Annotated in this window: 26 protein-coding genes and 1 pseudogene; 16 read left to right on the top strand and 11 right to left on the bottom strand. The window is 68.9% G+C overall.

Features of this window, described 5'->3' with window-relative positions; genetic code table 11:
- The first annotated feature begins 24 nt into the window (after nucleotides 1-24).
- A pseudogene (locus tag ACFXI3_RS22095) lies at nucleotides 25-587 on the top strand (transposase).
- Nucleotides 588-636: 49 nt separating this feature from the next.
- On the opposite strand, the gene ACFXI3_RS22090 reads toward ACFXI3_RS22095, so the two are convergent.
- Genes ACFXI3_RS22090 through ACFXI3_RS22080 form a run of 3 tightly spaced genes read right to left on the bottom strand, consistent with a single transcriptional unit; the run spans nucleotide 637 to nucleotide 2,918 of the window.
- Entirely contained in the window at nucleotides 637-1,272 is a 636-nt protein-coding gene (locus ACFXI3_RS22090) for a response regulator transcription factor (RefSeq protein WP_344283450.1), read from the bottom strand.
- Nucleotides 1,269-2,351, bottom strand: a complete 1,083-nt coding sequence (locus ACFXI3_RS22085) for a sensor histidine kinase (protein WP_378401734.1) — start codon at nucleotides 2,349-2,351, stop codon at nucleotides 1,269-1,271. Before ACFXI3_RS22085 ends, ACFXI3_RS22090 begins: the two co-directional genes overlap by 4 nt.
- Nucleotides 2,352-2,390: 39 nt before the next feature.
- Complete coding sequence (locus tag ACFXI3_RS22080; RefSeq protein WP_378401732.1) at nucleotides 2,391-2,918, bottom strand: DUF1453 domain-containing protein; 528 nt, start codon at nucleotides 2,916-2,918, stop codon at nucleotides 2,391-2,393.
- A gap of 216 nt (nucleotides 2,919-3,134) precedes the next feature.
- Between ACFXI3_RS22080 and ACFXI3_RS22075 the strand changes: the two genes are divergently transcribed.
- The 3 genes from ACFXI3_RS22075 to ACFXI3_RS22065 all read left to right on the top strand — a co-directional run bounded on the left by ACFXI3_RS22075 (nucleotide 3,135) and on the right by ACFXI3_RS22065 (nucleotide 5,869).
- Nucleotides 3,135-4,403 (top strand): cation:proton antiporter, encoded by a 1,269-nt coding sequence (locus ACFXI3_RS22075; protein ID WP_344283441.1) that lies wholly within the window; start codon nucleotides 3,135-3,137, stop codon nucleotides 4,401-4,403.
- Nucleotides 4,404-4,584: 181 nt separating this feature from the next.
- Nucleotides 4,585-5,682, top strand: a complete 1,098-nt coding sequence (locus ACFXI3_RS22070) for a glycosyltransferase (protein ID WP_378401730.1) — start codon at nucleotides 4,585-4,587, stop codon at nucleotides 5,680-5,682.
- Nucleotides 5,683-5,707: 25 nt separating this feature from the next.
- Complete coding sequence (locus ACFXI3_RS22065; protein ID WP_344283436.1) at nucleotides 5,708-5,869, top strand: hypothetical protein; 162 nt, start codon at nucleotides 5,708-5,710, stop codon at nucleotides 5,867-5,869.
- 136 nt (nucleotides 5,870-6,005) lie between these two features.
- Here ACFXI3_RS22065 and ACFXI3_RS22060 read toward each other — a convergent pair whose 3' ends face one another.
- Both ACFXI3_RS22060 and ACFXI3_RS22055 read right to left on the bottom strand, forming a co-directional pair.
- Nucleotides 6,006-8,696 carry a hypothetical protein gene (locus ACFXI3_RS22060; protein WP_378401728.1) on the bottom strand — a complete coding sequence of 897 codons (2,691 nt, stop codon included), beginning with the start codon at nucleotides 8,694-8,696 and terminating at the stop codon, nucleotides 6,006-6,008.
- 67 nt (nucleotides 8,697-8,763) lie between these two features.
- A complete protein-coding gene (locus ACFXI3_RS22055) occupies nucleotides 8,764-9,420 on the bottom strand; it encodes a TetR/AcrR family transcriptional regulator (protein ID WP_344283431.1) in 657 nt (218 codons plus the stop codon).
- Between the two features lie 210 nt (nucleotides 9,421-9,630).
- Here ACFXI3_RS22055 and ACFXI3_RS22050 point away from each other — a divergent pair, with 210 nt between their 5' ends.
- Genes ACFXI3_RS22050 through ACFXI3_RS22030 form a run of 5 tightly spaced genes read left to right on the top strand, consistent with a single transcriptional unit; the run spans nucleotide 9,631 to nucleotide 15,128 of the window.
- On the top strand, nucleotides 9,631-10,659 hold the full coding sequence (locus tag ACFXI3_RS22050; protein ID WP_378401726.1) for an AraC family transcriptional regulator: 1,029 nt from the start codon (nucleotides 9,631-9,633) through the stop codon (nucleotides 10,657-10,659).
- 38 nt (nucleotides 10,660-10,697) lie between these two features.
- On the top strand, nucleotides 10,698-12,254 hold the full coding sequence (locus ACFXI3_RS22045) for a bifunctional 3-(3-hydroxy-phenyl)propionate/3-hydroxycinnamic acid hydroxylase (RefSeq protein ID WP_378401724.1): 1,557 nt from the start codon (nucleotides 10,698-10,700) through the stop codon (nucleotides 12,252-12,254).
- Nucleotides 12,251-13,276, top strand: a complete 1,026-nt coding sequence (locus tag ACFXI3_RS22040; RefSeq protein WP_378401722.1) for an alpha/beta hydrolase family protein — start codon at nucleotides 12,251-12,253, stop codon at nucleotides 13,274-13,276. The genes ACFXI3_RS22045 and ACFXI3_RS22040 overlap by 4 nt, the downstream gene beginning before the upstream one ends.
- Nucleotides 13,277-13,281: 5 nt before the next feature.
- Nucleotides 13,282-14,112: a dioxygenase gene (locus tag ACFXI3_RS22035; protein ID WP_378401720.1), complete on the top strand. Its 831-nt coding sequence runs from the start codon at nucleotides 13,282-13,284 to the stop codon at nucleotides 14,110-14,112.
- Nucleotides 14,109-15,128, top strand: coding sequence for a maleylacetate reductase (locus ACFXI3_RS22030; RefSeq protein ID WP_378401718.1), 1,020 nt, complete (start codon nucleotides 14,109-14,111; stop codon nucleotides 15,126-15,128). Before ACFXI3_RS22035 ends, ACFXI3_RS22030 begins: the two co-directional genes overlap by 4 nt.
- On the opposite strand, the gene ACFXI3_RS22025 is transcribed toward ACFXI3_RS22030, so the two are convergent.
- Complete coding sequence (locus tag ACFXI3_RS22025) at nucleotides 15,115-16,017, bottom strand: NmrA/HSCARG family protein (RefSeq protein ID WP_378401716.1); 903 nt, start codon at nucleotides 16,015-16,017, stop codon at nucleotides 15,115-15,117. The two genes, ACFXI3_RS22030 and ACFXI3_RS22025, sit on opposite strands and share 14 nt — an antisense overlap.
- Before the next feature lie 96 nt (nucleotides 16,018-16,113).
- Between ACFXI3_RS22025 and ACFXI3_RS22020 the strand changes: the two genes are divergently transcribed.
- A complete protein-coding gene (locus ACFXI3_RS22020) occupies nucleotides 16,114-16,674 on the top strand; it encodes a helix-turn-helix domain-containing protein (protein WP_344283414.1) in 561 nt (186 codons plus the stop codon).
- On the opposite strand, the gene ACFXI3_RS22015 is transcribed toward ACFXI3_RS22020, so the two are convergent.
- Complete coding sequence (locus tag ACFXI3_RS22015; protein ID WP_378401714.1) at nucleotides 16,671-17,333, bottom strand: TetR/AcrR family transcriptional regulator C-terminal domain-containing protein; 663 nt, start codon at nucleotides 17,331-17,333, stop codon at nucleotides 16,671-16,673. The genes ACFXI3_RS22020 and ACFXI3_RS22015 overlap by 4 nt on opposite strands.
- A 67-nt stretch (nucleotides 17,334-17,400) precedes the next feature.
- Between ACFXI3_RS22015 and ACFXI3_RS22010 the strand changes: the two genes are divergently transcribed.
- The 3 genes from ACFXI3_RS22010 to ACFXI3_RS22000 are packed head-to-tail and all read left to right on the top strand — an operon-like array spanning nucleotide 17,401 to nucleotide 19,955.
- Nucleotides 17,401-18,360 (top strand): PDR/VanB family oxidoreductase, encoded by a 960-nt coding sequence (locus tag ACFXI3_RS22010; RefSeq protein WP_378401712.1) that lies wholly within the window; start codon nucleotides 17,401-17,403, stop codon nucleotides 18,358-18,360.
- Nucleotides 18,361-18,371: 11 nt separating this feature from the next.
- Nucleotides 18,372-19,034, top strand: coding sequence for an MSMEG_1061 family FMN-dependent PPOX-type flavoprotein (locus ACFXI3_RS22005; RefSeq protein WP_378401710.1), 663 nt, complete (start codon nucleotides 18,372-18,374; stop codon nucleotides 19,032-19,034).
- A gap of 45 nt (nucleotides 19,035-19,079) precedes the next feature.
- Complete coding sequence (locus ACFXI3_RS22000) at nucleotides 19,080-19,955, top strand: hypothetical protein (RefSeq protein WP_378401708.1); 876 nt, start codon at nucleotides 19,080-19,082, stop codon at nucleotides 19,953-19,955.
- A gap of 1 nt (nucleotide 19,956) precedes the next feature.
- On the opposite strand, the gene ACFXI3_RS21995 is transcribed toward ACFXI3_RS22000, so the two are convergent.
- Both ACFXI3_RS21995 and ACFXI3_RS21990 read right to left on the bottom strand, forming a co-directional pair.
- A complete protein-coding gene (locus ACFXI3_RS21995; RefSeq protein WP_378401706.1) occupies nucleotides 19,957-20,427 on the bottom strand; it encodes a hypothetical protein in 471 nt (156 codons plus the stop codon).
- A 4-nt stretch (nucleotides 20,428-20,431) separates the two neighbouring features.
- Entirely contained in the window at nucleotides 20,432-21,439 is a 1,008-nt protein-coding gene (locus tag ACFXI3_RS21990; RefSeq protein WP_378401704.1) for a 4,5-dihydroxyphthalate decarboxylase, read from the bottom strand.
- Between the two features lie 73 nt (nucleotides 21,440-21,512).
- Between ACFXI3_RS21990 and ACFXI3_RS21985 the strand changes: the two genes are divergently transcribed.
- Nucleotides 21,513-21,980, top strand: coding sequence for a MarR family transcriptional regulator (locus ACFXI3_RS21985; protein ID WP_344283395.1), 468 nt, complete (start codon nucleotides 21,513-21,515; stop codon nucleotides 21,978-21,980).
- A 58-nt stretch (nucleotides 21,981-22,038) separates the two neighbouring features.
- On the top strand, nucleotides 22,039-22,899 hold the full coding sequence (locus tag ACFXI3_RS21980; protein WP_378401702.1) for an alpha/beta fold hydrolase: 861 nt from the start codon (nucleotides 22,039-22,041) through the stop codon (nucleotides 22,897-22,899).
- 2 nt (nucleotides 22,900-22,901) lie between these two features.
- Here ACFXI3_RS21980 and ACFXI3_RS21975 read toward each other — a convergent pair whose 3' ends face one another.
- Nucleotides 22,902-23,342, bottom strand: coding sequence for a nuclear transport factor 2 family protein (locus ACFXI3_RS21975; protein ID WP_378401700.1), 441 nt, complete (start codon nucleotides 23,340-23,342; stop codon nucleotides 22,902-22,904).
- Between the two features lies 1 nt (nucleotide 23,343).
- Nucleotides 23,344-24,219 carry a TIGR03619 family F420-dependent LLM class oxidoreductase gene (locus tag ACFXI3_RS21970; protein WP_344283385.1) on the bottom strand — a complete coding sequence of 292 codons (876 nt, stop codon included), beginning with the start codon at nucleotides 24,217-24,219 and terminating at the stop codon, nucleotides 23,344-23,346.
- A gap of 142 nt (nucleotides 24,220-24,361) precedes the next feature.
- Here ACFXI3_RS21970 and ACFXI3_RS21965 point away from each other — a divergent pair, with 142 nt between their 5' ends.
- The gene (locus ACFXI3_RS21965) at nucleotides 24,362-25,168 is read left to right on the top strand and encodes a hypothetical protein (RefSeq protein WP_344283383.1); all 807 of its coding nucleotides are present in this window, start codon (nucleotides 24,362-24,364) and stop codon (nucleotides 25,166-25,168) included.
- Nucleotides 25,169-25,406: the final 238 nt, after the last annotated feature.

Genomic DNA, 25,406 nt, shown 5'->3' with positions numbered 1-25,406 from the left:
TGTCGGTGGTGATCATCGGGTCGGGTGTGCGTCTGTGTGTGCAAGCCGTCGTATGACTCGTCGTCGACCAGGACCCATCCGAGCCTGGGCGGGCGTCCGCCGGTGCATTCGCGTCGGCTGCTCACTGACACGATCAGTTATGTGCTGGCCAGCGGGTGCGCGTGGCGGCTCGCGCCGCGCAGGACCGGCCCGGGGCCTGCCGGATCCTGACCGGGATCCGGCGGGTCTTTCCCCGGCTCGGCTTGGTGTGGGTCGACGGCGGCTACGTCAACTCCAAAGACGCCACCCTCCTCGGCTAGGCCCGCGAGAACGAGAACATCGAGATCGTGGCGGTGCCCCGCAACGCCGATGTGACAGGGTTCCAGGTGCTGGCCCGCCAGTGGGTGGTGGAACGAACCTTCGGCTGGCTCACGAGGTGCAGACGCTTGACCCGCGACTACGAACGCACAACCGCCCACGCCGAAGCCATGATCCAGTTCGCGATGATCCGGCTCATGGCCGCCCGCCTCGCCGACGAACACATCGAACCCCACGGCCCCATCGAAACCGAAGCAGCACGCCGCCTAACAGAAGACCACGACGACTGACCGCCCAGGTTCCACAAAACCCTCTCAGGGTTCCCCTCGCGAACACGGCTCAGTCCGCGTATCCGTGCTCGTGCGCGTAACGCACCGCCTGCGCCCGGGTCCCGCATCCGGTCTTGGCGAAAATCCGGTTCACGTGCGTCTTCACCGTCGCCTCGCTGACCTGCAGTTCCCGCGCGATCTCCCGGTTTCCCCGCCCCGCCGCGACCAGCTTCAGCACGTCCACCTCGCGCGCCGTCAGCCCGTCCTCCGGCGGCGCGGCCGGACGGCGGGCCGCGGCCAGCAGCGTTCGCTGCACCGACAGGTCCATCACGGTCTGCCCAGCCGCCGCGGCATGAATGGCCCGGCCGATCTCGTCGCCGTTCGCAGCTTTGGTCACGTAGCCGACCGCGCCCGCGTCCAACGCCCGCACGATCGACGCGCTGTCGGCATAGGTGGTGAGCACGACGACCCTGGTGCCCGGCAGGTCCGCGACAATCCGCCGAGTCGCTGCCGCCCCGTCGCAGCGCGGCAGGTCGAGGTCCATCAGCACCACGTCGGGCTGCAGCCGCACGGTTTCCTCGATCGCGGCGAGACCGTCGCCCGCCTGTCCGACGACCTCGATGTCCGGCAGCAGCCCGACCAGCAGCACCAGGCCCTCCCGCACCGCGGGCTGGTCCTCGGCCACGAGCACGCGCACGATCGTCATGCCGGGATCCTCACTGACAGCCGCCAGCCCGCGCCATCCGGGCCCGCGCTCACCTCGCCGCCGACCAGTTCCGCGCGCTCGCGCAAGCCGGTCAGGCCGTACCCGGCACCGGACAAGCCCGAGCTTGACCCGGTCCGGTTGACGACCGTCATCGTCACCTCGTCGTCCAGATAGGACAGTTCGACCGACACCGGCGCGCCCGCCGCGTGTTTGCGGGCATTGGAAAGTCCTTCTTGGACAGTGCGGTACAGCAGCAGGGTGACGTCCGCGGGCAATTCACGCGGCTCGCCGGTCACCTGGATCGACGCGTTGTCCGGCAGCGAGCCGAACAACTCCGGCAACGCCATCGGATCGCCGCGCAACGCGTGCACCGCCCGCCGCGTCTCGATCAATCCGTCCTGCGCCAACTGTCCAGCCTTCTGCACGCAAGCGGCGAGTTTTTCGTCCGGCGACGGCAACTCGGCCACCAACCGCGCGGCCGCCTGCAAATGCAGTGACAGCGCCGAGAGCGAATGCGCCTGGATGTCGTGGACCTCCCGGGCCAGCCGGGCGCGTTCCTCCAGCGTCGCGCCCCTGGCCACGGCCTCCTGGGTGAGCCGGGTCTGATCAAGCAGGTCACGGGCCTGCCGCGCCTGCACTCGGTACTGCCGCCGGTTCAGCCCGAGCAGCACCACGACCGCCACCGCGAGCGCGTTCCCCGCCACGAGCCCGCCCGGCTGTCCAGCGAGATACCCGCCGGCGGTGGCTGCGACCCCCACGACCGCAGCCACCGTGATGATCTCCGCCGGGCGGATCGCCGCCAGCGAGGACAACACGAGCAAGGACAGACAGATCAACGACGGCCCGGTGAGGCTTTGGTCCGCCACCGTCACGACCGCGCCGAACAGCGCGGCCAGCGAAAGCAGCACGCCAGCCACGCGCGGCCAGCGAAGGTCCAGCAGCCCGAACGCGAGGCCACTCGCCGAGGACGCGGCCAACGGCACCCACTCCCATTCAGCCGCGGGCCGAGCGGTGACGAGGATCGCGACGAAGGCGACCGGCGTGAGCAGCCGCATCACCACCAGCGGCAGCCGACTCATCGCATCCCCTCCCCCGGGCTTCTTCGCTGCTCAGGGTAGTCAGACCCGCACCGGCTGCGTGTCGCGGACGGCGTCCAGCCGCCGGGCGCGCCACAGCACCCCGCCGGCCCGCACGGCGACCATGGCCAGCGCCATCAGCACGAAGAACAGGCCGACGCCGTCCTCGTCAAGGTGCGTGCTGACCAGGAACTCGCCGACCTTCGCGGCGAACGAGTGCACGTTCTCCACCGCCCCCACGAACACCAGCCGCCCCACCAGCACGGCGAGCCAGATCAGCAGGTACGGCCAGCCCGCCCAGGTCTGCACGCGCCCGGTGACCGGACTGCGCTCCACCCGGGTGGTGGCGATCAGCCCCGCGCCGGCGACCGCCCCGACGACGGCCCCGACCAGGCCGGCCACCACGTTCGGGCCGGTCAGCGAGATGCCGCCGGTGAAGTACAGGACTCCGATGACGGTGCACGAAACGAACGGCATGATGCCCATGACCAGGTTGTGCCGATGGCGGCCCACCTGGGTGAAAAGAACGAGGGCGAGCAGGATCCCGCCCATGATGAGAGCGTCGGTCATCGCGGCCTTCTTCTCGAATCAGGCGGGCCGGAACACCCGCCTTGCCGACGCTAGGGCGCGGGGCCCGCCGGATCGTCCAACCATCGACCGATTCCGGGTGGACGTGACGTACACCCGGAATGCCGGGAAAGGCGCGCCGCCGCCGGTACACTGTGGAGCGTCAGCGGCCGAAGACGGCTGGGCGCAATCAAAAAAAGCCGTGGAGCCGGACGAACGATGATTCCCGCATTGCTGGTCCTCTCGGCCGCGGTCCTGATGCGCGCGCTCGCGGCCAAACAGCTCGACCGGTGGAACATCGCCGCACCCGTGCTGATGGTGGTGTGCGGAGTCGCGACCGCGCTGTTCGCGAATCCGGGAAAACTGCTCGAGCTCTTCGACACCGAAATCGCGCAGCACGTCGCCGAGCTCATTCTCGCCATGCTGCTTTTCGTCGACGCCACTGAGGTTCGCGGCGGACGACTATGGGGCCACGCGCCCGGCCTTGTCGCGCGGGTGCTGTTCCTCGCGCTGCCGCTGAGTCTCGGGCTGGCCATGCTGGTCGGCTGGGCGTTCTTCCCGGAACTGCCGTGGCCGTTGCTGCTGATCGTCGCGTGCATCGTCATCCCGAGCGATTTCGCCGCCGCCGAACGCGTGGTGCGGGACAAGACTCTGACGCCGCAAGTGCGCAGCGTGCTGAACGTCGAAAGCGGTTACAACGACGGATTGGTCTCGCCGCTGTTCCTCTTCGCGCTCATTCTCGCGCGCAGTGACAATACGGCGAATACCGCCGGAAAAGCGCTAGCGACCGCATTGCCGTTCGCGCTGAAGGCCATCGCGGCCGGCGCGATCATCGGCGCGGTGATCGGTTTCCTGCTGTTCCTCGCCGTCCGCTCCGGCTGGACTTCCGGGCAGGGGCGGCGCATCGCCATCCTGACGACGCCCCTGCTGACCTATGCGGCCACCGTCGCCATCGACGGCAACGGATTCGTCGCCTGCTTCGTCAGCGGGATCGCCTTCCGCTACGTCTACCGCGCCTTCGCCGCGCGCCACCTCCGCACCTCGGACAGCGCCGCCCGCGAGCACTTCGCCCGGCCGTCGGAGGATCTGCAGCTGCTCGAAGAGGTCACCGGGATCCTGACGATGGCGATGTGGTTCGTCGTCGGCGGGGCCGCGGTGGTCATGGTGTCCTTCGGCGTGCCGTGGGAGCCGGTCGTGTTCTGCCTCCTCGCGCTGACCGTCCTGCGGATCCTCCCGGTGATGCTGTCGCTGACCCGCACCCGGATGCCGCTGCGGGACCGGTTCCTCGTCGGCGCGCTCGGCCCGCGCGGCACGACGTCGATCGTGTTCGGGCTGCTCGCGATCAACGGCCTGACCGGCGAGGAAGGCGACCTCGTGCTGACGCTGACGGTGGTCTGCGTCCTCGGCAGCGTCGTGCTGCACGGGCTCGGGTCGACGCCGCTCATCGCCCGGTTGATGGCACCGCGGGCACACCGACAGTCCGAATAGTATGCACTCACAGTAGCCACCGCTCGCTGCCGTAATTCCCAGCTATTACCCAGGTTTCGCGGGAAAATCTCCCCCGCGCGGGTGGTCTCCGGGCTCTTCCCGTAGCGTTCTGTGACCGTCAGCAGAGGTAAGGGGCAAGCGCGACGCATCACGTCGCAGTTCCGCGCAGAGGACCCCGCCCATGTCTGCACCCACGCTCGCCGAACCACGAGCCGGACGGCATCGTTCCGGCAGCGTGCGCGTCGTCGCCGTGATCCCCGCGCACGACGAAGAACCGCAGATCGCGCACACTGTCGCCGCGCTGCGCAAACAGGACCGGACCGTCGACGAGGTTTTCGTCGTCGCCGACAACTGCACCGACGACACCGCCGGAGCCGCTTCGGCAGCCGGAGCCCGAGTCCGGCTGTCCGAGCACAACACGCACAAGAAAGCCGGTGCGCTCAACCAACTGCTCGCCTGGCTCCTGCCGCGCCTGGACGATGACGACGTCATCCTCGTCCAGGACGCGGATTCCACTTTGGACCCGCAGTTCGTGAGCACCGCCCTGCTTCATCTCGACCACGGCTACGGCGGCGTCGGCGGCGTGTTCCGCGGCGGGCCGGGCGGCGGGTTCGTCGGACACCTGCAGCGCAACGAATACGCCCGCTACGCCCGCGACGTCCACCGGCTGCACGGAAAATGCTTGGTACTGACCGGAACCGCGGCGATGTTCCGCGTCAGCACCCTCCGAGAGGTCGCCGACGCACGGCTCGCCGGACGGCTGCCCGCGGGCGATGCCAACGGCGGGATCTACGACACCACCGTGCTCACCGAGGACAACGAACTCACCTTCGCCCTGCTGCACCTCGGGCACCGGGTGATCTCTCCCAGCGCCTGCACGCTGGAAACCGAGGTGATGACCAGCTGGAGTGCACTGTGGACGCAGCGCTTGCGCTGGAAGCGCGGCGCGGTGGAGAACTGCGTCCAATATGGACTCACGCGCGTCACGTGGCGGTATTGGGCCAGGCAACTGCTGACCATCGCCGGAGTGCTGGTGACCGGGATTTACCTGACAACGCTCGCGATCGCCCTCGCACGCGGCGGCCTGCAGCTCAATCCGTGGTGGCTCGGCATCTCGGCGGTCTTCGTGGTGGAACGAGCGGTGACCGTCCGGTACCGCGGCTGGCGCAGCATGCTGCTCGCCGCGTCGATGTACGAACTGGTGCTCGACTACTTCCTGCAGGCCTGCCATCTCAAGGCGTACGCGGACGCGCTCCTGCGCACCCGCAAGAACTGGTGAACACCGAGACGGAAGAGAGAAAGCCATGTACCAGAAAATCGGCGCGGCCTCCGCGGCCGGAATGACCGGCGGCCTCGCGTTCACCGGAGTGAACGCGTTGTGGCTGCTGCTGGCCGGATTCGCTTTGCTGGCAGCGGGGACCGCGCTGCTGCGGATCTTGCCGAGGGTGCGCAAGCACAGCCTGTGACCTCGCTGTCCTGAGCGCCGCTACCACGACCGCGCCTTCACTCCGCTGGCAGAGGCTGACGGCTGCTCAGGGGCGTCGCGGCGAAAACGGGCGGAAAATCCTCCTGGCCCGGAGCCCCGGACCAGGAGGATCAACCTCATCCCGCGTCCGTCACCGTCCCCGTGACGTCGACGTCCGGCCCGGATTCCTTCGGCTCGCCCGTCACATGCAGCAGAACGTGCTTAGCCGGATCGGCCCCGGCATGCCGCAGGGTCGGGATCGTCAGGTCGCCGCTCGTCTTCCCCGCCGGAATCTGCAGCACCACCGTCAATCCGGTCTCCGACAACGGCTGCTTCTTCTCCGGATCGATGCCGTGTTCGATCAGCCACTTCGGGTCGACATCCGACGTCATCAGTTCCGGCCCGGTCTTCGGCGCCTTCACCTCCCCGAGCACGCTGATCTCCGAATCGGCCGCTGTGGACAGTCCGATCGGCCACGTCAGCGCGCCGCCCTCAGCGGTCGACACGTCCGGCTGGCCGACGCTCGCTTTCGGGGCCGGGTCGTCGTTTTCGACGTTCAGCGAACCCTCCGCCGACCCGACAACCGTCCCGTGAGTCGCCTTCACCCCGGCCAGCAGCCGGTACGGCCAGCTCCACCGGGTGTTCCCTACGATCGTCGCGGGCAGGTCGAGCGTGTGCTGTCCCGGCGCGAGCGTGACCGCCTGGTACGTCCACTTCATCGACATCGGCGAGAGCGAATCGGCCCGGAAGACCCGCACCGAACCGCCGCCGTCGCCGGTCACCGTGACCGGGATCTGGTAGGTCTTCGAGCCGGAATCGCCTTCCTTGACCGTCATCGAGCCGAGGTCGACGCGCGTCAGCGGGGCCGGGTCCGGGTCCGGCAGGCCGGGCCGCCAGGCGTACGCGTCCAGCAGCCACGCCTCGCCGCCCGCCTGCCGCGGCGTCAACTCCAGGCCGGCCACCTCCAGATACGGCGGCAGCGGGACCCGGACTTCCTGGCCCCAGAACGATTTCGTCCGTTCGGTCCCGGCCAGCCCGGCCATCGTCACCGCGCCCAGTTTCGTGCGCTTGCCGCGCACGTCGGTGACCGCGACGTCGAACGACTCGGCCGGAGCGTTCTCCGGCGCGATGATCCGCATCGCCAACGCCCGCGCGCCGATAGACGAAACCGGTTGGGGCAACTGGATCTTCGCCGGAGCCCCGGCCGTCGCCGAGCGCACGTGCACGGCGGTCCGCGTCGGATCAGGCGCTTCTTCCAGCCCGACGAAATGCGGCGACTTGGAAGCGCCGGAATTCGTGAGGCACCGCTGATCCGGGCCGACCTGCTGGCAGACGTCCCCGCCGCCGGTGACCTTCGTCGACGAATCCGGGACCAGCAACGGAGTCCGCGCGCCGCCGAGAGCGTGCGTCAGCACATGCGCCGGATCGGCGGACGGCGCACGCACGCCGGAGCCGTCCAGCAGCGGCTCGACCCGCAGATCGTGCTTCTGGAACAGCTGCGCCGCCGCGGCGACATAGGTCGCGCCGACCGCCCGTTGCTGCGCGTCCGTCAACCGCGCGGGCACGCCGGGCGAGCAATTCGGATCCGGTTCCGGAGAATGGAAATCGTCCTGCGCCGGGGCCACCGCGACGCCCGGAGTCCATTCTGCGTTGAAGTAATTGTGGTTCGCGCCCGAGACATACAGCGCACTGTGCAAGGCCGTGTCCCGGCTGACGCCGCGCGCCGCGTCGATGTATTGCTGCCCTTGAAGATCCGACACGTCGCCGTCGCACGAGGGCAGGAAGGTGACCGAGGGGACGTCCGGCGTCGGGTTGAGCCCGAACACGGTCGGCGCGATGAGCACGTCGCCGCGGATCTTCCACCGGACCGGCCCGGCGAAGCCAGTGTCGCCCGGCGGCGGATACAAACTGTCCATCGCGGCGCGGTTGACGCCCTCGCCGCCTCGGGAATGCCCGACCAGCAACACATTCGACAGATCCGCCGCCGGAGAATCCTTCACGATCGCCGGAGCGGTCGAACGAGCGCTGCCGGACCAATCCGCCCAGTGCGCCAGGTGCAGCCGGACCAGCGACGACCGCGCCTGCGCACCGCCGTCCTCCGCCGCGTGGTCGAGCGCGTTGATCGCGTTGGCCGAAATGGACACCGTCACGAATCCCTGCGACGCCAGCAATTCCTGGGTCTGCAGGTAGCCGCGGTAGCTCGGGATCGGCAGCATCCCGGCCTTGCACGGCCAGGCCGTCGAGTAGTCGTCCGGATCCGTCGGGTTGTAGCAGGGCTGGTGCCTGCCGTGCAGGAATACCACCAGCGGCCGGTTCCCCGGCGCGTGTTTCGGCGCGACGACCAGGCCCTGCATCTCGATCGGCCCGTCCAGTCCGGGCAGCCGCACCGGGTCAAGCGAGTACTCGCCCTTGACCGTCGAGAACTGCCCGGGTTTACCGGGATCCACCGCATTAGCGGGCAACACGGGCAGCGGTGCCGCGGCCGGTTGATTCGCAGTCGCCTTGGGCACTTCGGTCAGCGAACGTCCGCCGACGCGCGCCTCGAGCCCGCGCACCTCACGGATCCCGCCCGCGGGCAGCGAGAACGTCCGCAGATCCGCGCCCGGCTGGGCGCGGCCGAGCAGCTTGCCGCCGGACCAGAACTCCACCGCGCCGTCGCCGAACAGCGGCTTTGGCGCGGTCCAGACCAGCTGGCCGTTCGCGACGCGCCACTCGGGCGACGACGCGGCTGGACCGGCTGCCGGACGCGCCGCCGCGGGCTGTGCCAAGGTGACCGCCAGTACGGCGGCTGCCGCGATGGGGACAAATTTGCGCAGAAGGACCTTCACTGGGTGCTCCCTCCCCGATGATCTTTCCTTTCTACCGGGAAAGACGACCGCCGTGCCAGGCCGAGGTTCAGGCCCGGCTCTCCGGGAGCGACCCGGTGCGCAGCCCGGCGACGACGATCTCGCCGAACGCGTCGCCGATCTGCCGGGGCGTCATCGCGCCGCGCGGGTCGAGCCAGGTGTGCGCCCACGCCGCCACGCCGATCACCGCGAACGCGAGCACCCGCGCGGTCGCGACGGGTTTGAACGCGCCGCTCTCGATCCCTTGCTCGACCACTCGCGTGACGAGCGCTTCGAACTCGTCGCGCTTGCGCTCGATCGAGGCGAACGTCGTACTGGAGAGAAACCTGCGCTCCTGCTGGAAAATCGAGATCTCGGACCGGTAGACGCCGATCGGCTCGACCAGCACCTCGGTCATCACCCGGCGGAGCACCCGCTCCGGCGCGCCGCCCTCGGCGAGCACCTCGCGGATCCGGCGCAGCTGGAAATCCATGAACTGGTCGTGGATTTCGTGCAGCACGTCTTCTTTGGTCTCGAAATGGTAGTAGAAAGCGCCTTTGGTGAGCTTCGCGCTGTCGACGATTTTCTGCACCGAGGTGGCGTGGAAGCCGTCCTGTTCGAACAGCGTGAGCGCGGCGCCGACCAGTGCCCGCCGCGTGGCGTCCGGATCGCGCGGAGCCCGGGCCCGGCCGCCGCGTTTCCCCGTGGACGGCGGGACAGCGGCCATCGAAGTGCTCCTCACTGGCCGGTCTGGCCGCGGATCCGGGCCCAGAAGGTAACAAACAATCACGCCCGGACGGCGGGGAACGAGCAAGTCGGGGCGCATCGCGCCAGGGCAGAAGTGCCGCCGTCGCGCACCCGCACCAACCGGCTGACACGAACGGAGCAACGCGCTCCGGCTTACGATGGACCGGAGCGGCGGAAAGGCGGTGCACCGATGGCGACACTCTCGCGGTTCTCCGTGCTGCACACCGCTGACCTGGAGCAGTTCCGGGCCGCCGCCTCGCGGTACCTGACCCCGCACCGGCTCTCGCCCGCCGGGCGCCACGCGGGCCTGCAGACCGACGTGGCGATGGCCGAACTGGGCCCGATCACGCTCGTCTACTGCCGCAATACCGGCGCTGAGCTGCGGGTGGAGCTGACCGAGCAGGTCGACTACTACGACGTCAACCTGGCGCTCGGCGGAACCAACCTGCTGCATGCCGACCGCGACGAGGTGTACGTCGACGCCGGGACCGCGGGCATCCTCTCCCCCAGCATGGTCGCCCGCATGGCGCTGTCCGACGGCTACCGTCAGCTGCACGTCCGCGTCGAACGGCACGCGCTGGAACGGCACCTCGAAGAGCTGCTCGACCGCCCGATCGCCGCGCCGATCCGGTTCCTTCCCGGGATGGACCTCGCCCGGCCCGCCGCCGCGTCGTGGGCGCAAGCCGTCCAATTGCTCCTGTGGGACCTCGACCAGCCTGCCGGGCTCGCCGAGGCCGGCGTCGACAGCCCGTGGCCGCGGTTCCTGATGACCGGGCTCCTGCTCGCCCAGCCGCACAACTACCGCCGCGAACTGGAGAACCGGCAGGCAAGCCCGCGCCGTTCGACGCCGGTCAAGCGCGCGCTCGAGCTGATCGAGCGGGATCCGTCGGCCGAGTTGTCGATCGAACGGCTGGCGTTCGAGGCCGGAACCACGCCGCGGTCGTTGCAACGGCATTTCAAGGAATACGTCGGCTGCAGTCCGCGCGAATACGTGCGAAGCATTCGCCTCGCCCGCGCGCACGAAGACCTGCGATCGGCGCGGCCCGGTACAACAGTCACCGACATCGCCCTCAAATGGGGATTCGGTCACGTGCCGCGATTCGCCGGGGCTTATCAAGCGCGCTACGGCGTGCCTCCCTCAGAGACCCTGCACAGTTCGTGTCGCGCGGCGGATCGGCCTGTCGCGAAACGGATCGGCGACGCGGGCGAACGTTCTTAATCTCCTCCCACGGGTTCCTTCCCGATGGGAGACAACAGATGCGCCACGACTTCGACGTCGCAATCGTGGGCTACGGACCGACCGGACTGGTCCTCGCCTCGGCACTCGGCAAGCAAGGCCACCGCGTCGCGGTGTTCGAACGCTGGCCCGGCCTGTACGGGCTGCCCCGGCTGACCCACATCGACGGCGAGACCGCGCGGATCGTCCAGGCGACCGGCGACCTGGACCACGCCCTGCGCGACGCCCTTCCGCTGCCGCACTACCGCTACCTGAGCGCGGACGGCGAGCAGCTCATCGAACTCGACTGGCGGGGCACGTCGTGCGGGCACCCGGCGCATCTGTCGATCTACCAGCCGGACATCGAGGACGCGATCGACCGGCACGTGCGGGCGACCGGGAACGTCGAGGTCAACCAGGGCTGGGCGGTCGTGAATCTCCGTGCGGAGGCCGACGGGGTGCAGCTGACCGCCCGCCCGTGGTCGAAGGACCGCACCGGCCAGTGGTCGCACTCCGGCGAAGAGCGCACTGTCACGGCGAAGTACCTCGTGGGCGCGGACGGCGCCGGCAGCTTCGTCCGTGCCACCTTGGGCATCGAGCGCAGCGACACCGGCGTACACGACCAGTGGCTGAACATCGACACCGAGCGGCTGCGGCCGTTGCCTGAGCGGTTCAGCCGGGTGACCCAGTTCTGCGATCCGGCGCGCGGTCACATGCACATGCCGATCGGCCGGAGCAGGCAGCGGTTCGAGCTGGCGGTGCTGCCCGGCGAGGACGTCGCGGCGTACGAGGATCCGGAGTTCGCCTGGCGCTGGCTCGGCGAAAAACACGGTCTCGGCCGCTCGGACGTCCGGATTCTGCGTCAGGTCGTGTACACCTTCCAGGGGCGGATCGCGCAATCCTGGCGGCGCGGGCGGGTTCTGCTCGCCGGGGACGCCGCGCACACCACGCCGCCGTACCTCGGGCAGGGCGCGTGCTCGGGCATGCGCGACGGGATCACGCTGGGCTGGAAACTCGACCTCGTCCTGCGCGGCCTCGCCGGGGACCAGCTGCTCGACACCTACGAGGCGGAACGCAAACCGCACGCCACCGCGATCACTGATATCTCCACCGCGCTGGGCAAGGTCGCCAACACCCACGATCTGGCCGAAGCAGCTGCCCGCGACGACGCGTTTCGCAGCGGGAATGTTCCGCCTCCGCCGCCGTTTCCGACCATCACCGCCGGGGTGGTCCACCCGCACAGCCCGTTGGCTGGAACGCTTGCGCCGCAAGGGGTGGTGCGCGGCTTGTCCGGTGAGGGCCGGTTCGACGATGTCATCGGCGGCGGGTTCACCCTGGTCTCTCAGACCGATCCCGTCGGTGTGCTCGACGCGGAACAGCAGGGCTTCCTCTCCCGGTTCGGCGTGACGATCGCGACCGTCGCACCAGGCGCCGTCGAGGACGTCGACGGGACTTACCAGCGGTGGTTCTCCTCGACCGGAACGGAAGCGTTCCTCAGCCGCCCGGATTTCCATCTCTTCTGGGCCGGAGCGCTCGCCGAGCTGCCTTCGGTCGTCGATCAGCTCCGGCAGCAGCTCAGCGCGGCGGTGCCCGCATGAGCTTGACCGAAGCGCTCTGGCGCGCCATGCCGCCGACCCGGCTGCTGGACGGCGGCATGGACTACGCCGACGTTCTCGCCCTGCGAACCCGCACCGCCGCCGGGCAACCATGGGATGTCGCGGCCGAACAACTCGCTGACGCCCGGCTCGCCCGGGATCCCGCGAATCTGGTCACCGCGTTGGCGGAATTGCGTTACGCCGCGGCTGATCTGCTCTTCGCGCAAATGGCGTTCAACTTCGACGAGCCGCGTAAAATCGCGCTCTACCAACGGTTCACGTCCCTCGTCGCGCGCGCCGCCGAACTCGCGACGCCGCGCTGGGAACGGGTGGAATTGCCGTTCGAGAACGGAACGCTGTACGGCTGGCTGGTCCACCCCTCCGGCCCGATCACCGGAACCGTCGTGGTGTTCGGCGGTCAAAGCGGCTGGGGCGCGACGTATCTTCCGATCGCCGACGCGCTCTCGCAACGCGGCATGGCCGCCTTGCTCGCCGAAGGCCCAGGCCAAGGCGAGACGCGAATGCGCGGTGGAATCCTGCTAGACGTCGATGTCCGGGCCGCGTACTCGACCTTCGTCAAGCACGCTCCGGGCGACCGTATCGGCTTGTGGGGCAACAGCATGGGCGGCCTCTACGCCGCCACCACCGCGGCGTCCGACGACCGGGTGACCGCGGTCTGCGTCAACGGCGCACCTGCGGCTCCCCGTCTGCTGGGCTTCCGGACGTTCGACGAACAAGCCAGCGCCATGCTCGGCACCCAGGACCACCAGGCCGTCCAAAACAACTTCGACCGGCTCGCGTTCAAGCCGGAGGACCGGATCCGCGGCGATCTGCTCGTCCTGCACGGCGGCGAGGATCCCATTGTGCGCCTGGAGGAACAGAAACCGTTCCTGGCCGCCGCGGAGGGTCGCGCGGACCTGAAGCAATGGGACGACGGCGAGCACACGATCTACAACCACGCCGCCGAACGCACCGCCTACGTCGCCGATTGGTTCGCCGACCGCTTCCGCGAACAGAAAGACTGACCACTGTGGACTTCACCGAAACCACCGCCGAACAAGCCGTCCTGGACAGCTTCGCGGCCACTGCGGACCCGCGGCTCAAGGAAATTCTGTCGGCCGTGACCCGACACCTGCACGCACTTGTGCGGGAACTGCGCCCGACGATGGCCGAGTGGGAGCAGGCGATCGGATTCCTCACCGACGTCGGCCAGACCTGCGACGCCACCCGGCAGGAATTCGTGCTGCTGTCCGACGTGCTCGGGGTGTCGATGCTGGTCGAAACCCTCAACGACAGCGACGGCGGCACCGAGGCGACCGTACTCGGCCCGTTCCACCTGACCGAATCGCCGCAACGCGAACTGGGCGACTCGATCGACCTGCTCGGCACCGGAACCCCGTGCGTGATCACCGGAACCGTCCGCTCCGTTGACGGCACCCCGCTTCCCTGTGCGAACGTCGACATCTGGCAGTGCACCGAGGACGGCTTCTACGACGTCCAGCAGCCCGATGTGCAACCGCCGGGCAATGGACGCGGCCGGTTCCGCGCGGACGAGAACGGGAAATTCTGGTTCCGCACCGTCGTCCCCAGCCATTACCCGATCCCCACCGACGGCCCGGTCGGCCGCCTGCTGAACGCGACCGGACGGCACCCGTACCGCCCGGCTCACGTCCACGTGATCGCCGAAGCCGCCGGGCACGAGTCGCTGACCACCCACATGTTCGTCGCGGACAGCCCCCATCTCGACAGCGACGCGGTGTTCGCCGTGAAGCGAAGTCTGGTCACCACCTTCAGTGACCACGGCGACCACCGCGAAGCCCACTTCGACATCCGCCTCACCCCGGACGGAGACCGTCCATGATGGACTCTTTCACCTACGAAGCCCTTCCCATGCGCGTCGTGTTCGGCTCCGGCGCGCTGTCCCGAATCGCCGAGGAAACCGATCGCCTAGGCCTGCGCCGGGTCCTGGTTCTGTCCACTCCGGAGCAACGCGACCTGGCCGACCGGGTCGCCGCCGTCCTCGGCGACCGCGCCGCCGGAGTCTTCGACCAGGCCCGCCCGCACGTCCCGGTGCCGACCGTCGCCGCCGCCTCGCGCGCAGCCGCCGAATCGCGGGCGGACGGCTGCGTCGCGGCAGGCGGCGGATCGACGATCGGACTGGGCAAAGCCCTTGCCCTGCGCCAGGACTTGCCGGTCGTCGCACTCCCGACGACGTACGCTGGCTCCGAAATGACGCCGATCTGGGGGCTCACCGAGAACCACCGGAAACAAACCGGCCGGGACCGGAAAGTCTTGCCCCGTTCGGTGGTCTACGACCCGAACCTGACCGCCAGCCTGCCCGCGACCGTAGCCGCGACCAGCGGTCTGAACGCCATCGCGCACGCCGTCGAAGCCCTGTACGCGCCCGACGTCTCGCCGGTGATCGCCGCCATGGCGGAACAGGGCGTACGAGACCTGGCCTCGAATTTCACCGGCCCCGCCGCCCTGCGCGGAGCCTGGCTCTGCGGTGCCTGCCTAGGCGCGACAACCATGGGCCTGCACCACAAACTCTGCCACGTACTAGGCGGAATGCTCGACCTGCCGCACGCCGAAACCCACGCGATCCTGCTCCCGCACGTCGCCGCCTTCAACCTGCCCGCCGCTCCCGACGCGACTGCCGCCCTGTCCCGCGCGCTGAACACCGACGACCCGGCCGCGGCCCTGGGCAAACTCACCGCCGACACCGGCGCTCCGACTAATCTCGCCGCACTAGGCGTCACGCAAGCAGACCTGGCTTCGGTCGTCAACGAGGTACTGGCCAACCCCTACGCCAACCCTCGCCCAGTGCACCGTCCAGACCTGGAAGCCTTGCTGCACCGAGCTTTCAGGCCCGCATAGCCGTCTCAGCCCATTCCTCGAAGGTGGTCAGCGGAATCCCGAGCTCGCGCGCGAACTCCGGCCGGGCAGGCTGTCCGATCTCGTTCAACATCGTGTGCGAGAACCCCATCGGCGGCATGCCAGCGGCAAGCGCCTCGTCGACAGTCATGTCGGGCACCGCCAGCGGCATCCCCAGCACGCGAGACAGCACCGGCGCGATCTCGGTCATCGTCCGGTAGTCGCTGGCCAATTCCAGTTCGACCCGGTCAAACCGCTCCGGCTCAGCGATGGCCGCAGCGGCCGCGCGGCCGATGTCCCGCACCGCCACCAGCGACAACCGGGTCTCCGGGCGCAGCAGCGTCACCAAGCCGCCCTCGATGCCGCGCGGGAACACGTACTGCAGGGACGGCAGGAAGTTCTCCATGAAGAACCCCGGCTTGAGCAGCGTCCACCGCGGGAACCCGGCTGCCCGGAGCCGATCCTGGACCGCCGCCTTGGCCTCCATCGTCGGTGCCATGAACGCCCAGCGCTCATCGGCCAATTCCGGCGACCCGGCCCCGCTCACCGAGGTGTGCACAAACTGCGGCACTCCCGCTTCCGCCGCTGCCTCGACCAGGTTGATCCCCTGAGCCGCCTCGCCCGCGAAATCCGGCTCCGGCCCGCTCATGTCCGGCATCTGCACGCTGAACACCGCCCGCACGCCCTTCACCGCGGGCGCCAGCCCGTCCCGATCGCGCAAATCCCCGGCGACGAGTTCGGCACCCAACGCCTCGACCGCCTTCGCCCGCTCCGCCGCCGGATCCCGGACCAGCGCCCGGACCGGCACCCCCGCCGCCAGCAACTCGCGGGCAGTCGCGCCGCCCTGCCGTCCCGTCGCGCCGACGACCAGTACCGGTGCTTGCTCAACCATGATTCTCCCTCGAAAACACTAAGTGGCGGACCCCGCCGTTTCGTGTCCGCTACGATACGGCGGGGTCCGCCACTTAGCAAACCCGGAGGTCACGTCATGCCCGGCCAGCAACGCGCGGACGCGCGGCGCAACTACGCGCGAATTCTGGAGGTGGCCGAGGAAGAGGTCGCCGCACACGGGGCGAACGCGTCGCTGGAACAGATCGCGCGCACCGCCGGAGTCGGCTCCGCGACTGTGCGGCGACACTTCCCCACCCGGCACGCGCTGCTGGAAGCGGTCTCACAGGAACGGATCGCCCTGCTGGCCGCCCGCGCGCAGGAACTGGCCGGGGAATCCGACAGCCGCCGCGCACTCCTCGAATGGCTTGACGACGTGGTCAGCTATTGCGTAACCGCTCGCGGACTCGCGGCGGCCCTGGCTTACGACACACCGGATCCGGCGCACGGGAACTCCTGCTCGATGACGCTGGAAGAGTCCGCGGCCCCGCTAGTCGCGCGCGCCGCCCGCGACGGGGCAGTCTCGCCAGGGGTGACTGTGGGCGATCTGATCGCGTTGATCGTCGGCATCACCTTGACGACCGAACGCCACCCCGACCCGGCTGCCGAGGCCAGCCGCCTGTTCCGGATCGCGGTGGCGGGGATCAGCCCGGAAAACTAGCGCACTCGTCGCCGGTTCTCACCGCTGCTCACCACGCTCCGCACCCCGGCCAGCAGCAATTCCAGCCCGAACGCGAACCGCGCCTCGAAGTCGAGCATCGACTCCATCGGCCCCGACTCCAGGTGCGCGTACTGCCGCGTCCCCAAAACCCCCATCAGCACGTCGATCTCGCCGCCGGTCGCACCCTGCTCCTCGAGCGTCTCCCCGAGCACGTAGCAAAACACCGCGCCGGCCGCCCAGATCGCCTGCTTCCGCGGCAGCCCGGACGCCAGCAGGCAGCCGAGCAGAGTGTCCACAAAGGTCAGATTGCTGCGCTTGGCCGCGTAGTTCCCGCCGACGATCCGCGCGCCGTCACGATGCGCGAGCAGCGCCGTGCGCAATCCGGCGGCCAGGCTCCGCACCCGGCTTTCCCAATCGCCGTCCTCGGCGGGCAGGCGGGCGACCGCGCCGGCGAGGATCGCCTCGGCCATTTCGTCGATCAGCGCGTCCTTGCCGTCGAACAGCCGGTAGATCGCGGGCAGGTGCAGGCCCATCCGGTCGGCCAGCTGGCGCATCGTGAGCGCCTCCAGCCCGCCGGCGTCGACCAGGTCCAGCGCCTCGGCCACCGCCCGCTCGGCCCGCGTCGCCGCGATTCCCGCCCGTTTCGCCTCGGTTGACATGTTAACGATGTTACCAATACGCTCGGCCGGGCGGCAAGTAACAACGTTAACAAAAGGAGGGAAGCCGATGACTCCGAATGCCGGAACCGCCGGGAAGCTGGACGTCGCCGTGCGGCAGCTGCGCTGGGAAGCCGACGGCGTCGTCTCGCTGGACCTGGCGGACCCGACCGGGAAACCGCTGCCGAGCTGGGAACCGGGCGCGCACATCGACCTCGTGCTGCCGAACGGCCTCGAACGGCAGTACTCGCTCTGCGGCCCGCCCGGCGAACGCGCGTACTACCGGATCGGCGTCCGCCGGGAACGCGCGAGCCGCGGCGGTTCGGAATACGTGCACGCGTTTCTCCGGCCCGGCCAGCGCATCTCGATCAAAGGCCCGCGGAACAATTTCGCCTTCCATCCCGCCAAGTCGTACGTCTTCGTGGCGGGCGGCATCGGCATCACCCCGATCCTGCCGATGGTCCGCGCCGCGGCAGCCCGGGGCGCGGACTGGCGGCTGTACTTCGGCGGCCGCACCAGCGCGTCGATGCCGTTCCTCGACGAACTCCGCGGCTACGGCGATCGCGTGCGCTGCCACTCCTCGGACACCACCGGCCGGATTCCGTTGACCGAACTGGAAAGGCCCGTCGAGGCCGGCGCGAAGGTGTACGCATGCGGCCCGGCGTCGCTGCTGTCCGATTTGGACACCGCAGCGGCGAACTGGCCCGCCGAAGCATTGCGGCTGGAGCGCTTCAAAGCCCCGCAGGCCGCCCCGGCGGAGAACAAGCCGATCGAAGTGGAATGCGCGGCCTCGAAGAAAACCGTGTCCGTCGCCGCTGACGAAAGCATTGTCAGCGCCCTCGAAAAGGTGGGAATCCGGCCCCTGACCTCATGCCGGTCCGGGATCTGCGGCTCCTGCCAGACCAAGGTACTCGACGGCGTCCCCGACCACCGCGACGGCATCCTCTCCGCGAGCGAACAGGCGGCAGGCGACCGGATGTTCGTCTGCGTGTCCCGCGCCCGCACCCCACGACTGGTCCTCGACCTGTGACGGGAGAAATCATGACCACCGCGGCAGACGCCTACACCCCGATCACCATGGCGCGCGTCCGGGAAATCATCGGTTTCCCGGACCAGTTCATCGCCGAGAAAAAGGAACCGCACCTCGGCGAATTCGCGATGCGGTTCATCGCGCACAGCACGTTCTTCTGCGCCGCCACCGTCGGCGCGGACGGCCTCATGGACGTCGGCCCGAAAGGCGACCCGCCCGGTTCGGTGCGGATCCTCGACCCGTGGACGCTCGCCATCCCCGACCGTCCGGGCAACAAACTCGCCGACACCTTCGAGAACATCACCGCCAACCCGTCGATCGGGCTCGTCTTCTTCGTGCCCGGCCTGCGCGAGGTGATGCGGGTCAACGGCGACGCTTTCGTCACCGACGACCCGGAACTGCTGGGCATGCTCAGCGCGGACGGCAAACCCGCCGTGCTCGCGACGATCGTGCGCGTGCGCGAAGTGTTCGGACAGTGCGGAAAAGCCATTATCCGCGCGAAACTGTGGGAGGGCGACACTCGCGGCCTCGCCGAAGCCGCGACCCTCGGCGGCGATTTCTACACGCTCTCCATCGCCGAGCAGGCGCAAAAGATGAACAACAGCCTTGGCGACCTCGTCAGCGGCACCCTGTACGACGTGATCGACGACAAGTACCAGAACGAGCTGTTCTGAAAACTCCGTTGCTCCCACCACGAAGCCCTGCCTAGTATCCGATTTGTGCGATCTCGACCGTCCTTCGTCACTGATGCCGCCATCACCCGCGCGCTCGCCGAGCATTGGCAACCCGTCTCCGAGATCGCTTACCTGCCTTGGGGTTTCGGCGCGCACCACTGGCGCGCCGATACCCTGTTCGTCACGCTGGACCAGCTCGAACCCCGGCACACCGCGGCGTCTCTCGAAAGCACCTACGCGAGCGCCGCCGAACTGGCCGCCTCGGGGCTCGAGTTCGTCTGCGCGCCAGTACCCGCGCGGTCCGGCCAGTTCACAGTGGACACCGGCGTCGGCGCACTCAGCGTCACCCCGATGCTGAATGGCCGCAGCCCCGCGGAAGACGAGGTCGACAAACCGGCAATTCTCGCCATCCTCGACGCCCTGCACCGCACCCCGCCTCCCGCCGGACTGCGCCACTGGTCCCCGCAAGTCGGCCCGAATTTCGCCGCCGAACTGCGGTCCCGCACCGCCGAACCGTGGACGTCCGGCCCCTTGGCCGAAGAAGCCCGCACCGCCCTCGCCACCCGCGCCGACGCGATCGCCCGGTGGAACGCCCGCTACCTGGAACTGGCCGCCCTCGCCGCGTCCCGCCGCGACTCCTGGGTCCCCACCCACGGCGAACCGCACAACGACAACCAGGTCCTGACCCCGGACGGCCTGCGCCTGGTCGATTGGGAAAGCCTCGCCGTCGCCCCGCGCGAACGCGACTACGCCGACCTGCCCAACACGGCGGGCCTGGACCCGGCGATGGTCGAACTGTTCGCCCTCGACTGGCGACTGTCGGAACTGCGCGAATACGCGGACTGGTTTTCCGCGTTGCACACCGGGAGCGAGGACGACGTCATCGCGCTGGAAGGCCTGCGCGAGGAACTGACGGCCTAGGTCATCGGACGCGAGTGACGACATCCGGCTGTCTGAGCCCCCGGGCGTCGGCCCAGCCGCCCTCAAGGTGCCCGGTGGCGACCAGCCGGTGAAGCTGGTCAGGCGAACAGAACGGGCGGTTGTCCCTGGCCCCGACTATCTCCCCGGTGTCCGCGAACAGGTGGACTTGGCGCGTGAGCGCCCATTCGCAGCGCACGACCGGGCGGCGCAGAACGGCCTCGAACCAGTTCGCGGCTTCGGCTGCCAGTTCGGCTGGCTCGCCGGTCGCGGCGAACGCGAGACCGGTCGGCTCGTCCGGCAGCGTGAACAATTGGTTGTGCAGCTCGTCGCCGCACAGAGTCCGGCCGTCCAGATGCACCCCGACGGTCACTAGGACAAGCCGCGCATCGGGATCGACCAGGTCCAGAGAAGCGACGAGCGGGAGATCCCCGTCGGGCGGGTCCAACCGGCTGTCGGGGGGCTTGCCCGCCAACCGGCTAAGTACCCAGCAATTCCGGCACAAAAATCTCCTCCACCGTCATCAACCGCCGAGACAACCCCTGCTCGAAGTGCCACCGCAAGAACGCCTCCACCGCCAGCCGGTTCTTCTCAATCCCATACGGCCACCAATCCTCCCCGAACAACCGGCGATTCTCGTCATACAACGCACTGAACCACGACACCATCCCGGCATCCCCCATATGATTGAAGATCCGCCCCCGCCGGTAATCCTCCATCGCCATTTCCTTGGCGTCGACAAACCCCCGATACAGCCGCTCCGCCAGCCCCGGATGCTCCGCCAGCAGATCCCGCCGGACCACCACCGCATGCATGATCGGCCGAATCCCGGTACGCCGGTAATACTCCCGCTCCACGCTCACGTAATCCGGGAACAACTGCGCCACCTCCGGCGAATCCTCCCGGATCCCGCGCGGCGGATCCGCCGAAATAAACGCGTCGATCTCCCCGCCCTCCAGCATCGAACCGAGCGCTTTCCCCGCCGGAGCCTGCCGCACGTCCACTTCCGGAGGATGCAGTCGCGGAACGAAGTCGAACCATTCCATCGGCCAGTCGAACCCGCCGATCACCCACCGGCTTTGGTCCGGCCGCACGCCGTACTCGTCGGACAGGATGCCTTTCGCGACCACTCCCGCGTCGTGCCCGTAGGTCGCGAACTCACCGATCGTCTTGCCGATCAAGTCCCGCGGCGCCCGGATGCCGCTGCGGGCGTTGACGTAGATCGCCGAATGCCGGAACTGCCGGTTGGGGAACACCGGCAGCGCGACGAACGGCGGATCCGGCAGGTCCAAGGTGCGCAGGTAGAAGGTCAGGCCCAGTTCGGAGACGGCGAACTCGCGCCCTCGCACCATCCGCTCGAACAGGTCCGAGACGATGTCGGCGGTGTGCAGGGTCGCGTCGACGCCCTCGAAGCGGACCCGTCCGTCGAACAGCGGGCGGGTGTTGTCGTAGCGGTACAGGCCTAGGTCCAGTCGCAGGTCAGTCATCAGGAACCCCTCTCCGTCCCTTCCAATACTAAACGCGTTTACTATCGAAGAGCAACCGCTACGATGCCTCCCGATGGACAAGGACGCGCTCGCCGAACTCTTCGCCACCGCCTCGCTCGGCGCCCCCGAGAACGCGGTGGGCTTCGTCATGTGGCGCGTCGTGCACCGCTACGTCCGCGAGATCGACCAGGCGCTCGCCCCGCTCGATCTGACGCACCTGCAGTTCCAGACGCTCGCGCTCGCCGCCTGGCTGAACCGCGCCGGCGGCCCGGTCACCCAATCCGGTCTCGCGACCTCCGGCGACATCCACCCGATGCAGGTGTCGCAGATCCTGAAAACGCTGGAGCGCAAGGGATTCGTCGCCCGCGCGCGCAGCGCCGAGGACGTCCGCGCCAAACGCGTCGAGGTGACCGACGCCGGCGGAGCCGCCCTGCGCGCCGCGCTGCCGCTCGTGATCGAGGTGCAGCACCGGATCTTCGGCGACGAGGGGCTTCCCGGCGGAAATCTGCTGAACACCTTGCTGCGCCTGGACAACGCCTGACCGCGGCGACCGGTGCTACGGTGTAAGCGCACGGTAACCCGTCTCGGGGAGGGACGACATGCCGGGAACTTTCACCGACCCCAAAGCCCAAGAGCGCTACTTCGCCGCCTACGCGAAGGTCCTGCGAAAGTGGCCGGTTCCCTCGGAGGAACTGGACATCGCCACGAAGTTCGGCCCCACCCGAGTCCGGCGCAGCGGCGCCGAACACGGCACGCCGATCGTCCTGCTGCACGGCGTCATGGGCTCGTCTTTGTCGTGGTACCCGCACCTCGCCGAACTGGCCGCCCGCCACCCGGTCTACGCCATCGATTCGATCGGCGAACCAGGCCACTCGGTCGAGACCGCCTCCGCCAGCACCGACGACGACCTCGCCGAATGGCTCTCCGAAGTCCTCGCCGGCATCAGCCAGGAGAAGGTCTACCTCGCCGGGGTTTCGCGCGGCGGTTTCCTGGCGCTGAACCTCGCGACCCGGTCCGCCGACCAGATCGCGGGCGTCATCGGGCTGGAACCGGCCGGATTCGCGGCGATCAGCGTCCCGAAGTTCATCCTTTGGAGTTTCAAGGAGATCTTCCTCTGGCTGCTGCCCGCCGCGGTCCAGCGCCGGATCGTCGTCGGCGATCCGGCCGTGCGGCACACTTTGCGACCGCTGCTGTTCGCCAGCCTCAAATACAAAGCGCAACTACCGCCGCAGCACGTCTTCACCGACGACGAGCTTCGCGCGATCGAAGTCCCCGTCCGGCTGGTCCTCGGCGAACGCAGCCATATCCACCGCGCGCGAGAGGTCGCCGCGCGCATCGCGACGCTGAATCCCCTTATCAGCACGGAAATCGTGCCGGGAACCACTCACGCGCTGACGCTGCAGCAACCCGATCTCGTCACCGCCCACGTTCTTGACTTCGCCGAAGCGGACCCGGGCTGACATCAGACCTGTCGGGCAGTGGCCATCGCGCGCTCGGTCTCCCAGAACGCGCGCATCGAAACGACCAGCCCTTCCTCGTTGACCCGGTACACGAACACCCCGTCGGTGTCGACGCGATAGCCGCCGGGCAGATAGGTCGTGATCGTGCCGACGTTCGCGACCTCCGAACCCGCCGCGTGCGAATCGCGGATCACGAACTCGAACTTCTCGACGTTCCCGATCGTCTTGTCCCAGAAGGCGGAAAGCCCCTCGCGACCGTGGTGGCCCTTGCCCTCCTCGTCGAACATCGACGGGCCGACCGGGTCCTCGACGACCGCGTCCGGGGCGAACAGCGCGAGCCAGCCGTCCTTGTCCCCGGCGGTCGCCGCCGTCATCGACTTGAACGCCGCTTCCCGCGCGGGCGGCTGCTTCGCCGCGGGGTCCCAGCAGACCTCGACTCCCATGTCACTCCTCGATTTTCGCGATGATCTCGTCGCCGAACTTGCGGATCGCGTCGACCTTCGGGCCGAGTTCCGCGTCGAATCCGTGCCCCTCGAACACCCACGGCATGGTGATCGCGTCGGTGACGCCCGCCTCGGCCTGTTCGCGGAACCCGTCGAGCCCGAACCGGTCGACGCACACGGCCTGGAATTCGAACGGATCGTCGGCGCGCCCGCGCTCGGCGAGCAGGCCCTTCAGCTTGCCGATGGTCTCGCGCAGCTGGTCGAGCGTCATCATCGCGGACGACCAGCCGTCCGCGACGCGCGCGGCCCGGCGCAGCGCGACGTCGGTGTGCCCGCCGATGTAGAACGGCACCCGCGACGGCGGAGCCGGGCTCATCTTGAGCTTGTCGAAGTCGAAGAACTCGCCGTGGAACTCGACCATGTCGCCGCTGAGGATCAGCCGCAGCACCTCGATCGCCTCGTCGAACCGTTTGCCGCGCCGCGCGTACGGCGCGCCGCACCATTCGAATTCCTCCGGCGACCAGCCGATCCCCAGCCCGAGGCCGAACCGGCCGCCGGTCAGCGCGGCGACCGAGTTGACCTGCCGGGCGAGCAGCACCGGATTGCGCGAGCCGAGTTTCAGCACGGAGGTGTAGAACTGGATCCGCTCGGTCACCGCGCCCATCGAGGCGGTCGCGACCAGCGGATCCGCCCAGGGCGTGTTCTCGTCCCAGAACCGGCTGCCGTCGGGGGTGTAGGGATAGTCGGCGGAGACTTTCTCGGAGTAGAAGAGCGAATCGGGCAGCACGATCGAGGAGAACCCGGCCTCCTCGGCGGCGCGGGCCAGGCCGCTCAGCTGGTCGAGCGGGCTCATCGCGATCGACAAGGAGAACTTCATGCCGCGGACTATAACGTGTTCTAGTTTTGTCGGCCACCGCCCGATCGGAGGCGCCGCCGGGAACTCTCCGCGCACGGTCCGCGTTGTCCGTTTCAGAGACGGCTGCCCGGCCGTCGCGTCAGATCGAGACACGGAGTGACCCATGGGCACCGCGATCCTCCTGATCGTGCTGGTCGTCGTCATCGTCGGAGGCGTGCTGTACCTGTCGAAGAAGCAGGCCGCGACCAGACAGAGCCAGCTCGACGACGCGAAGGCCGACGCGCGCCGCCTCGTCGAGCGCCTCGGCGGCCAGGTCCTCAACATCACCGGCACCGACACCGCGTCCCAGCAGGCGATGGCCGACGCGAGCGAGCGCTACAACGCCGCCGGTTCGCAGCTGGAGCAGGCCAAGACGGTCGAACAGGCCCGGCTGGTGAAGGAAACCGCCATCGAAGGCCTGTACTACGTGCGCGCCGCGCGCACGGCGATGGGCATGGACCCCGGCCCCGCGCTGCCGGACGAGGCCGAACGCGAACGCGCGGGCAAGGTCACCGAACACCGCGAGGTGGACGTCGAAGGCCAGCGCTACGCGGCCTCGCCCGACCCGGGCCAGGAAACGCCGTACTACTACCCCGGCGGCCGCGTCGCGGGCCGCCCGGTGCCGCAGGGCTGGTACAGCGAGCCGTGGTGGAAGCCCGCGCTCGTCGCCGGCGCCTGGGGCCTGGGCTCGATGTTCCTGTTCAGCGCCATGTTCTCCGGCATGAGCGGCATCGCCAGCGCCTCGGCCTGGGAATCCGGCTACGACGCGGGCCAGGCGGACGCCCTGGACGCCGGCGGCATGGACGGAGGCTTCGACGGCGGCGGTTTTGACGGCGGAGGCTTCGACGGAAGCCAGGACTTCGGCGGCGGTTTCGACGGAGGCGGCTTCGATGGAGGCGGCTTCGACGGCGGCGGAGGCTTCGACTTCTGACCGATGACGCCAAGGAAGGCCCCGTGGCAGGTTTGCCGCGGGGCCTTTGTCGTTTCCGCTCGCGGACGAGCTTCCGTGTGGCCGGACAGAGGTGATCTCGATGGGGTCTTCTCAATTGCGAGCCGCCGCCGCGACGATATGCGGGATTCCCTCCGGCCGACCGGCGCGCTCCCGCGTTGTCGTCGTCCGTGAAGGGCTCCTTGAGGGAATCTGATTCCCTCAAGGAGCCCTTCACGGA

The organism is Amycolatopsis sp. NPDC059235, assembly GCF_042754125.1.
GTDB lineage: Bacteria > Actinomycetota > Actinomycetes > Mycobacteriales > Pseudonocardiaceae > Amycolatopsis > Amycolatopsis albidoflava.
This window is presented reverse-complemented; position numbering and strand designations above follow the sequence as displayed.

Excerpts from the sequence above, each read along its gene's own strand:
- ACFXI3_RS22090 (WP_344283450.1), bottom strand. The coding sequence starts at position 1,272 with ATGACGATCGTGCGCGTGCTCGTGGCCGAGGACCAGCCCGCGGTGCGG.
- ACFXI3_RS22085 (WP_378401734.1), bottom strand. The coding sequence starts at position 2,351 with ATGAGTCGGCTGCCGCTGGTGGTGATGCGGCTGCTCACGCCGGTCGCC.
- ACFXI3_RS22080 (WP_378401732.1), bottom strand. The coding sequence starts at position 2,918 with ATGACCGACGCTCTCATCATGGGCGGGATCCTGCTCGCCCTCGTTCTT.
- ACFXI3_RS22075 (WP_344283441.1), top strand. The coding sequence starts at position 3,135 with ATGATTCCCGCATTGCTGGTCCTCTCGGCCGCGGTCCTGATGCGCGCG.
- ACFXI3_RS22070 (WP_378401730.1), top strand. The coding sequence starts at position 4,585 with ATGTCTGCACCCACGCTCGCCGAACCACGAGCCGGACGGCATCGTTCC.
- ACFXI3_RS22065 (WP_344283436.1), top strand. The coding sequence starts at position 5,708 with ATGTACCAGAAAATCGGCGCGGCCTCCGCGGCCGGAATGACCGGCGGC.
- ACFXI3_RS22055 (WP_344283431.1), bottom strand. The coding sequence starts at position 9,420 with ATGGCCGCTGTCCCGCCGTCCACGGGGAAACGCGGCGGCCGGGCCCGG.
- ACFXI3_RS22050 (WP_378401726.1), top strand. The coding sequence starts at position 9,631 with ATGGCGACACTCTCGCGGTTCTCCGTGCTGCACACCGCTGACCTGGAG.
- ACFXI3_RS22045 (WP_378401724.1), top strand. The coding sequence starts at position 10,698 with ATGCGCCACGACTTCGACGTCGCAATCGTGGGCTACGGACCGACCGGA.
- ACFXI3_RS22040 (WP_378401722.1), top strand. The coding sequence starts at position 12,251 with ATGAGCTTGACCGAAGCGCTCTGGCGCGCCATGCCGCCGACCCGGCTG.
- ACFXI3_RS22030 (WP_378401718.1), top strand. The coding sequence starts at position 14,109 with ATGATGGACTCTTTCACCTACGAAGCCCTTCCCATGCGCGTCGTGTTC.
- ACFXI3_RS22025 (WP_378401716.1), bottom strand. The coding sequence starts at position 16,017 with ATGGTTGAGCAAGCACCGGTACTGGTCGTCGGCGCGACGGGACGGCAG.
- ACFXI3_RS22020 (WP_344283414.1), top strand. The coding sequence starts at position 16,114 with ATGCCCGGCCAGCAACGCGCGGACGCGCGGCGCAACTACGCGCGAATT.
- ACFXI3_RS22015 (WP_378401714.1), bottom strand. The coding sequence starts at position 17,333 with ATGTCAACCGAGGCGAAACGGGCGGGAATCGCGGCGACGCGGGCCGAG.
- ACFXI3_RS22010 (WP_378401712.1), top strand. The coding sequence starts at position 17,401 with ATGACTCCGAATGCCGGAACCGCCGGGAAGCTGGACGTCGCCGTGCGG.
- ACFXI3_RS22005 (WP_378401710.1), top strand. The coding sequence starts at position 18,372 with ATGACCACCGCGGCAGACGCCTACACCCCGATCACCATGGCGCGCGTC.
- ACFXI3_RS21990 (WP_378401704.1), bottom strand. The coding sequence starts at position 21,439 with ATGACTGACCTGCGACTGGACCTAGGCCTGTACCGCTACGACAACACC.
- ACFXI3_RS21985 (WP_344283395.1), top strand. The coding sequence starts at position 21,513 with ATGGACAAGGACGCGCTCGCCGAACTCTTCGCCACCGCCTCGCTCGGC.
- ACFXI3_RS21980 (WP_378401702.1), top strand. The coding sequence starts at position 22,039 with ATGCCGGGAACTTTCACCGACCCCAAAGCCCAAGAGCGCTACTTCGCC.
- ACFXI3_RS21975 (WP_378401700.1), bottom strand. The coding sequence starts at position 23,342 with ATGGGAGTCGAGGTCTGCTGGGACCCCGCGGCGAAGCAGCCGCCCGCG.
- ACFXI3_RS21970 (WP_344283385.1), bottom strand. The coding sequence starts at position 24,219 with ATGAAGTTCTCCTTGTCGATCGCGATGAGCCCGCTCGACCAGCTGAGC.
- ACFXI3_RS21965 (WP_344283383.1), top strand. The coding sequence starts at position 24,362 with ATGGGCACCGCGATCCTCCTGATCGTGCTGGTCGTCGTCATCGTCGGA.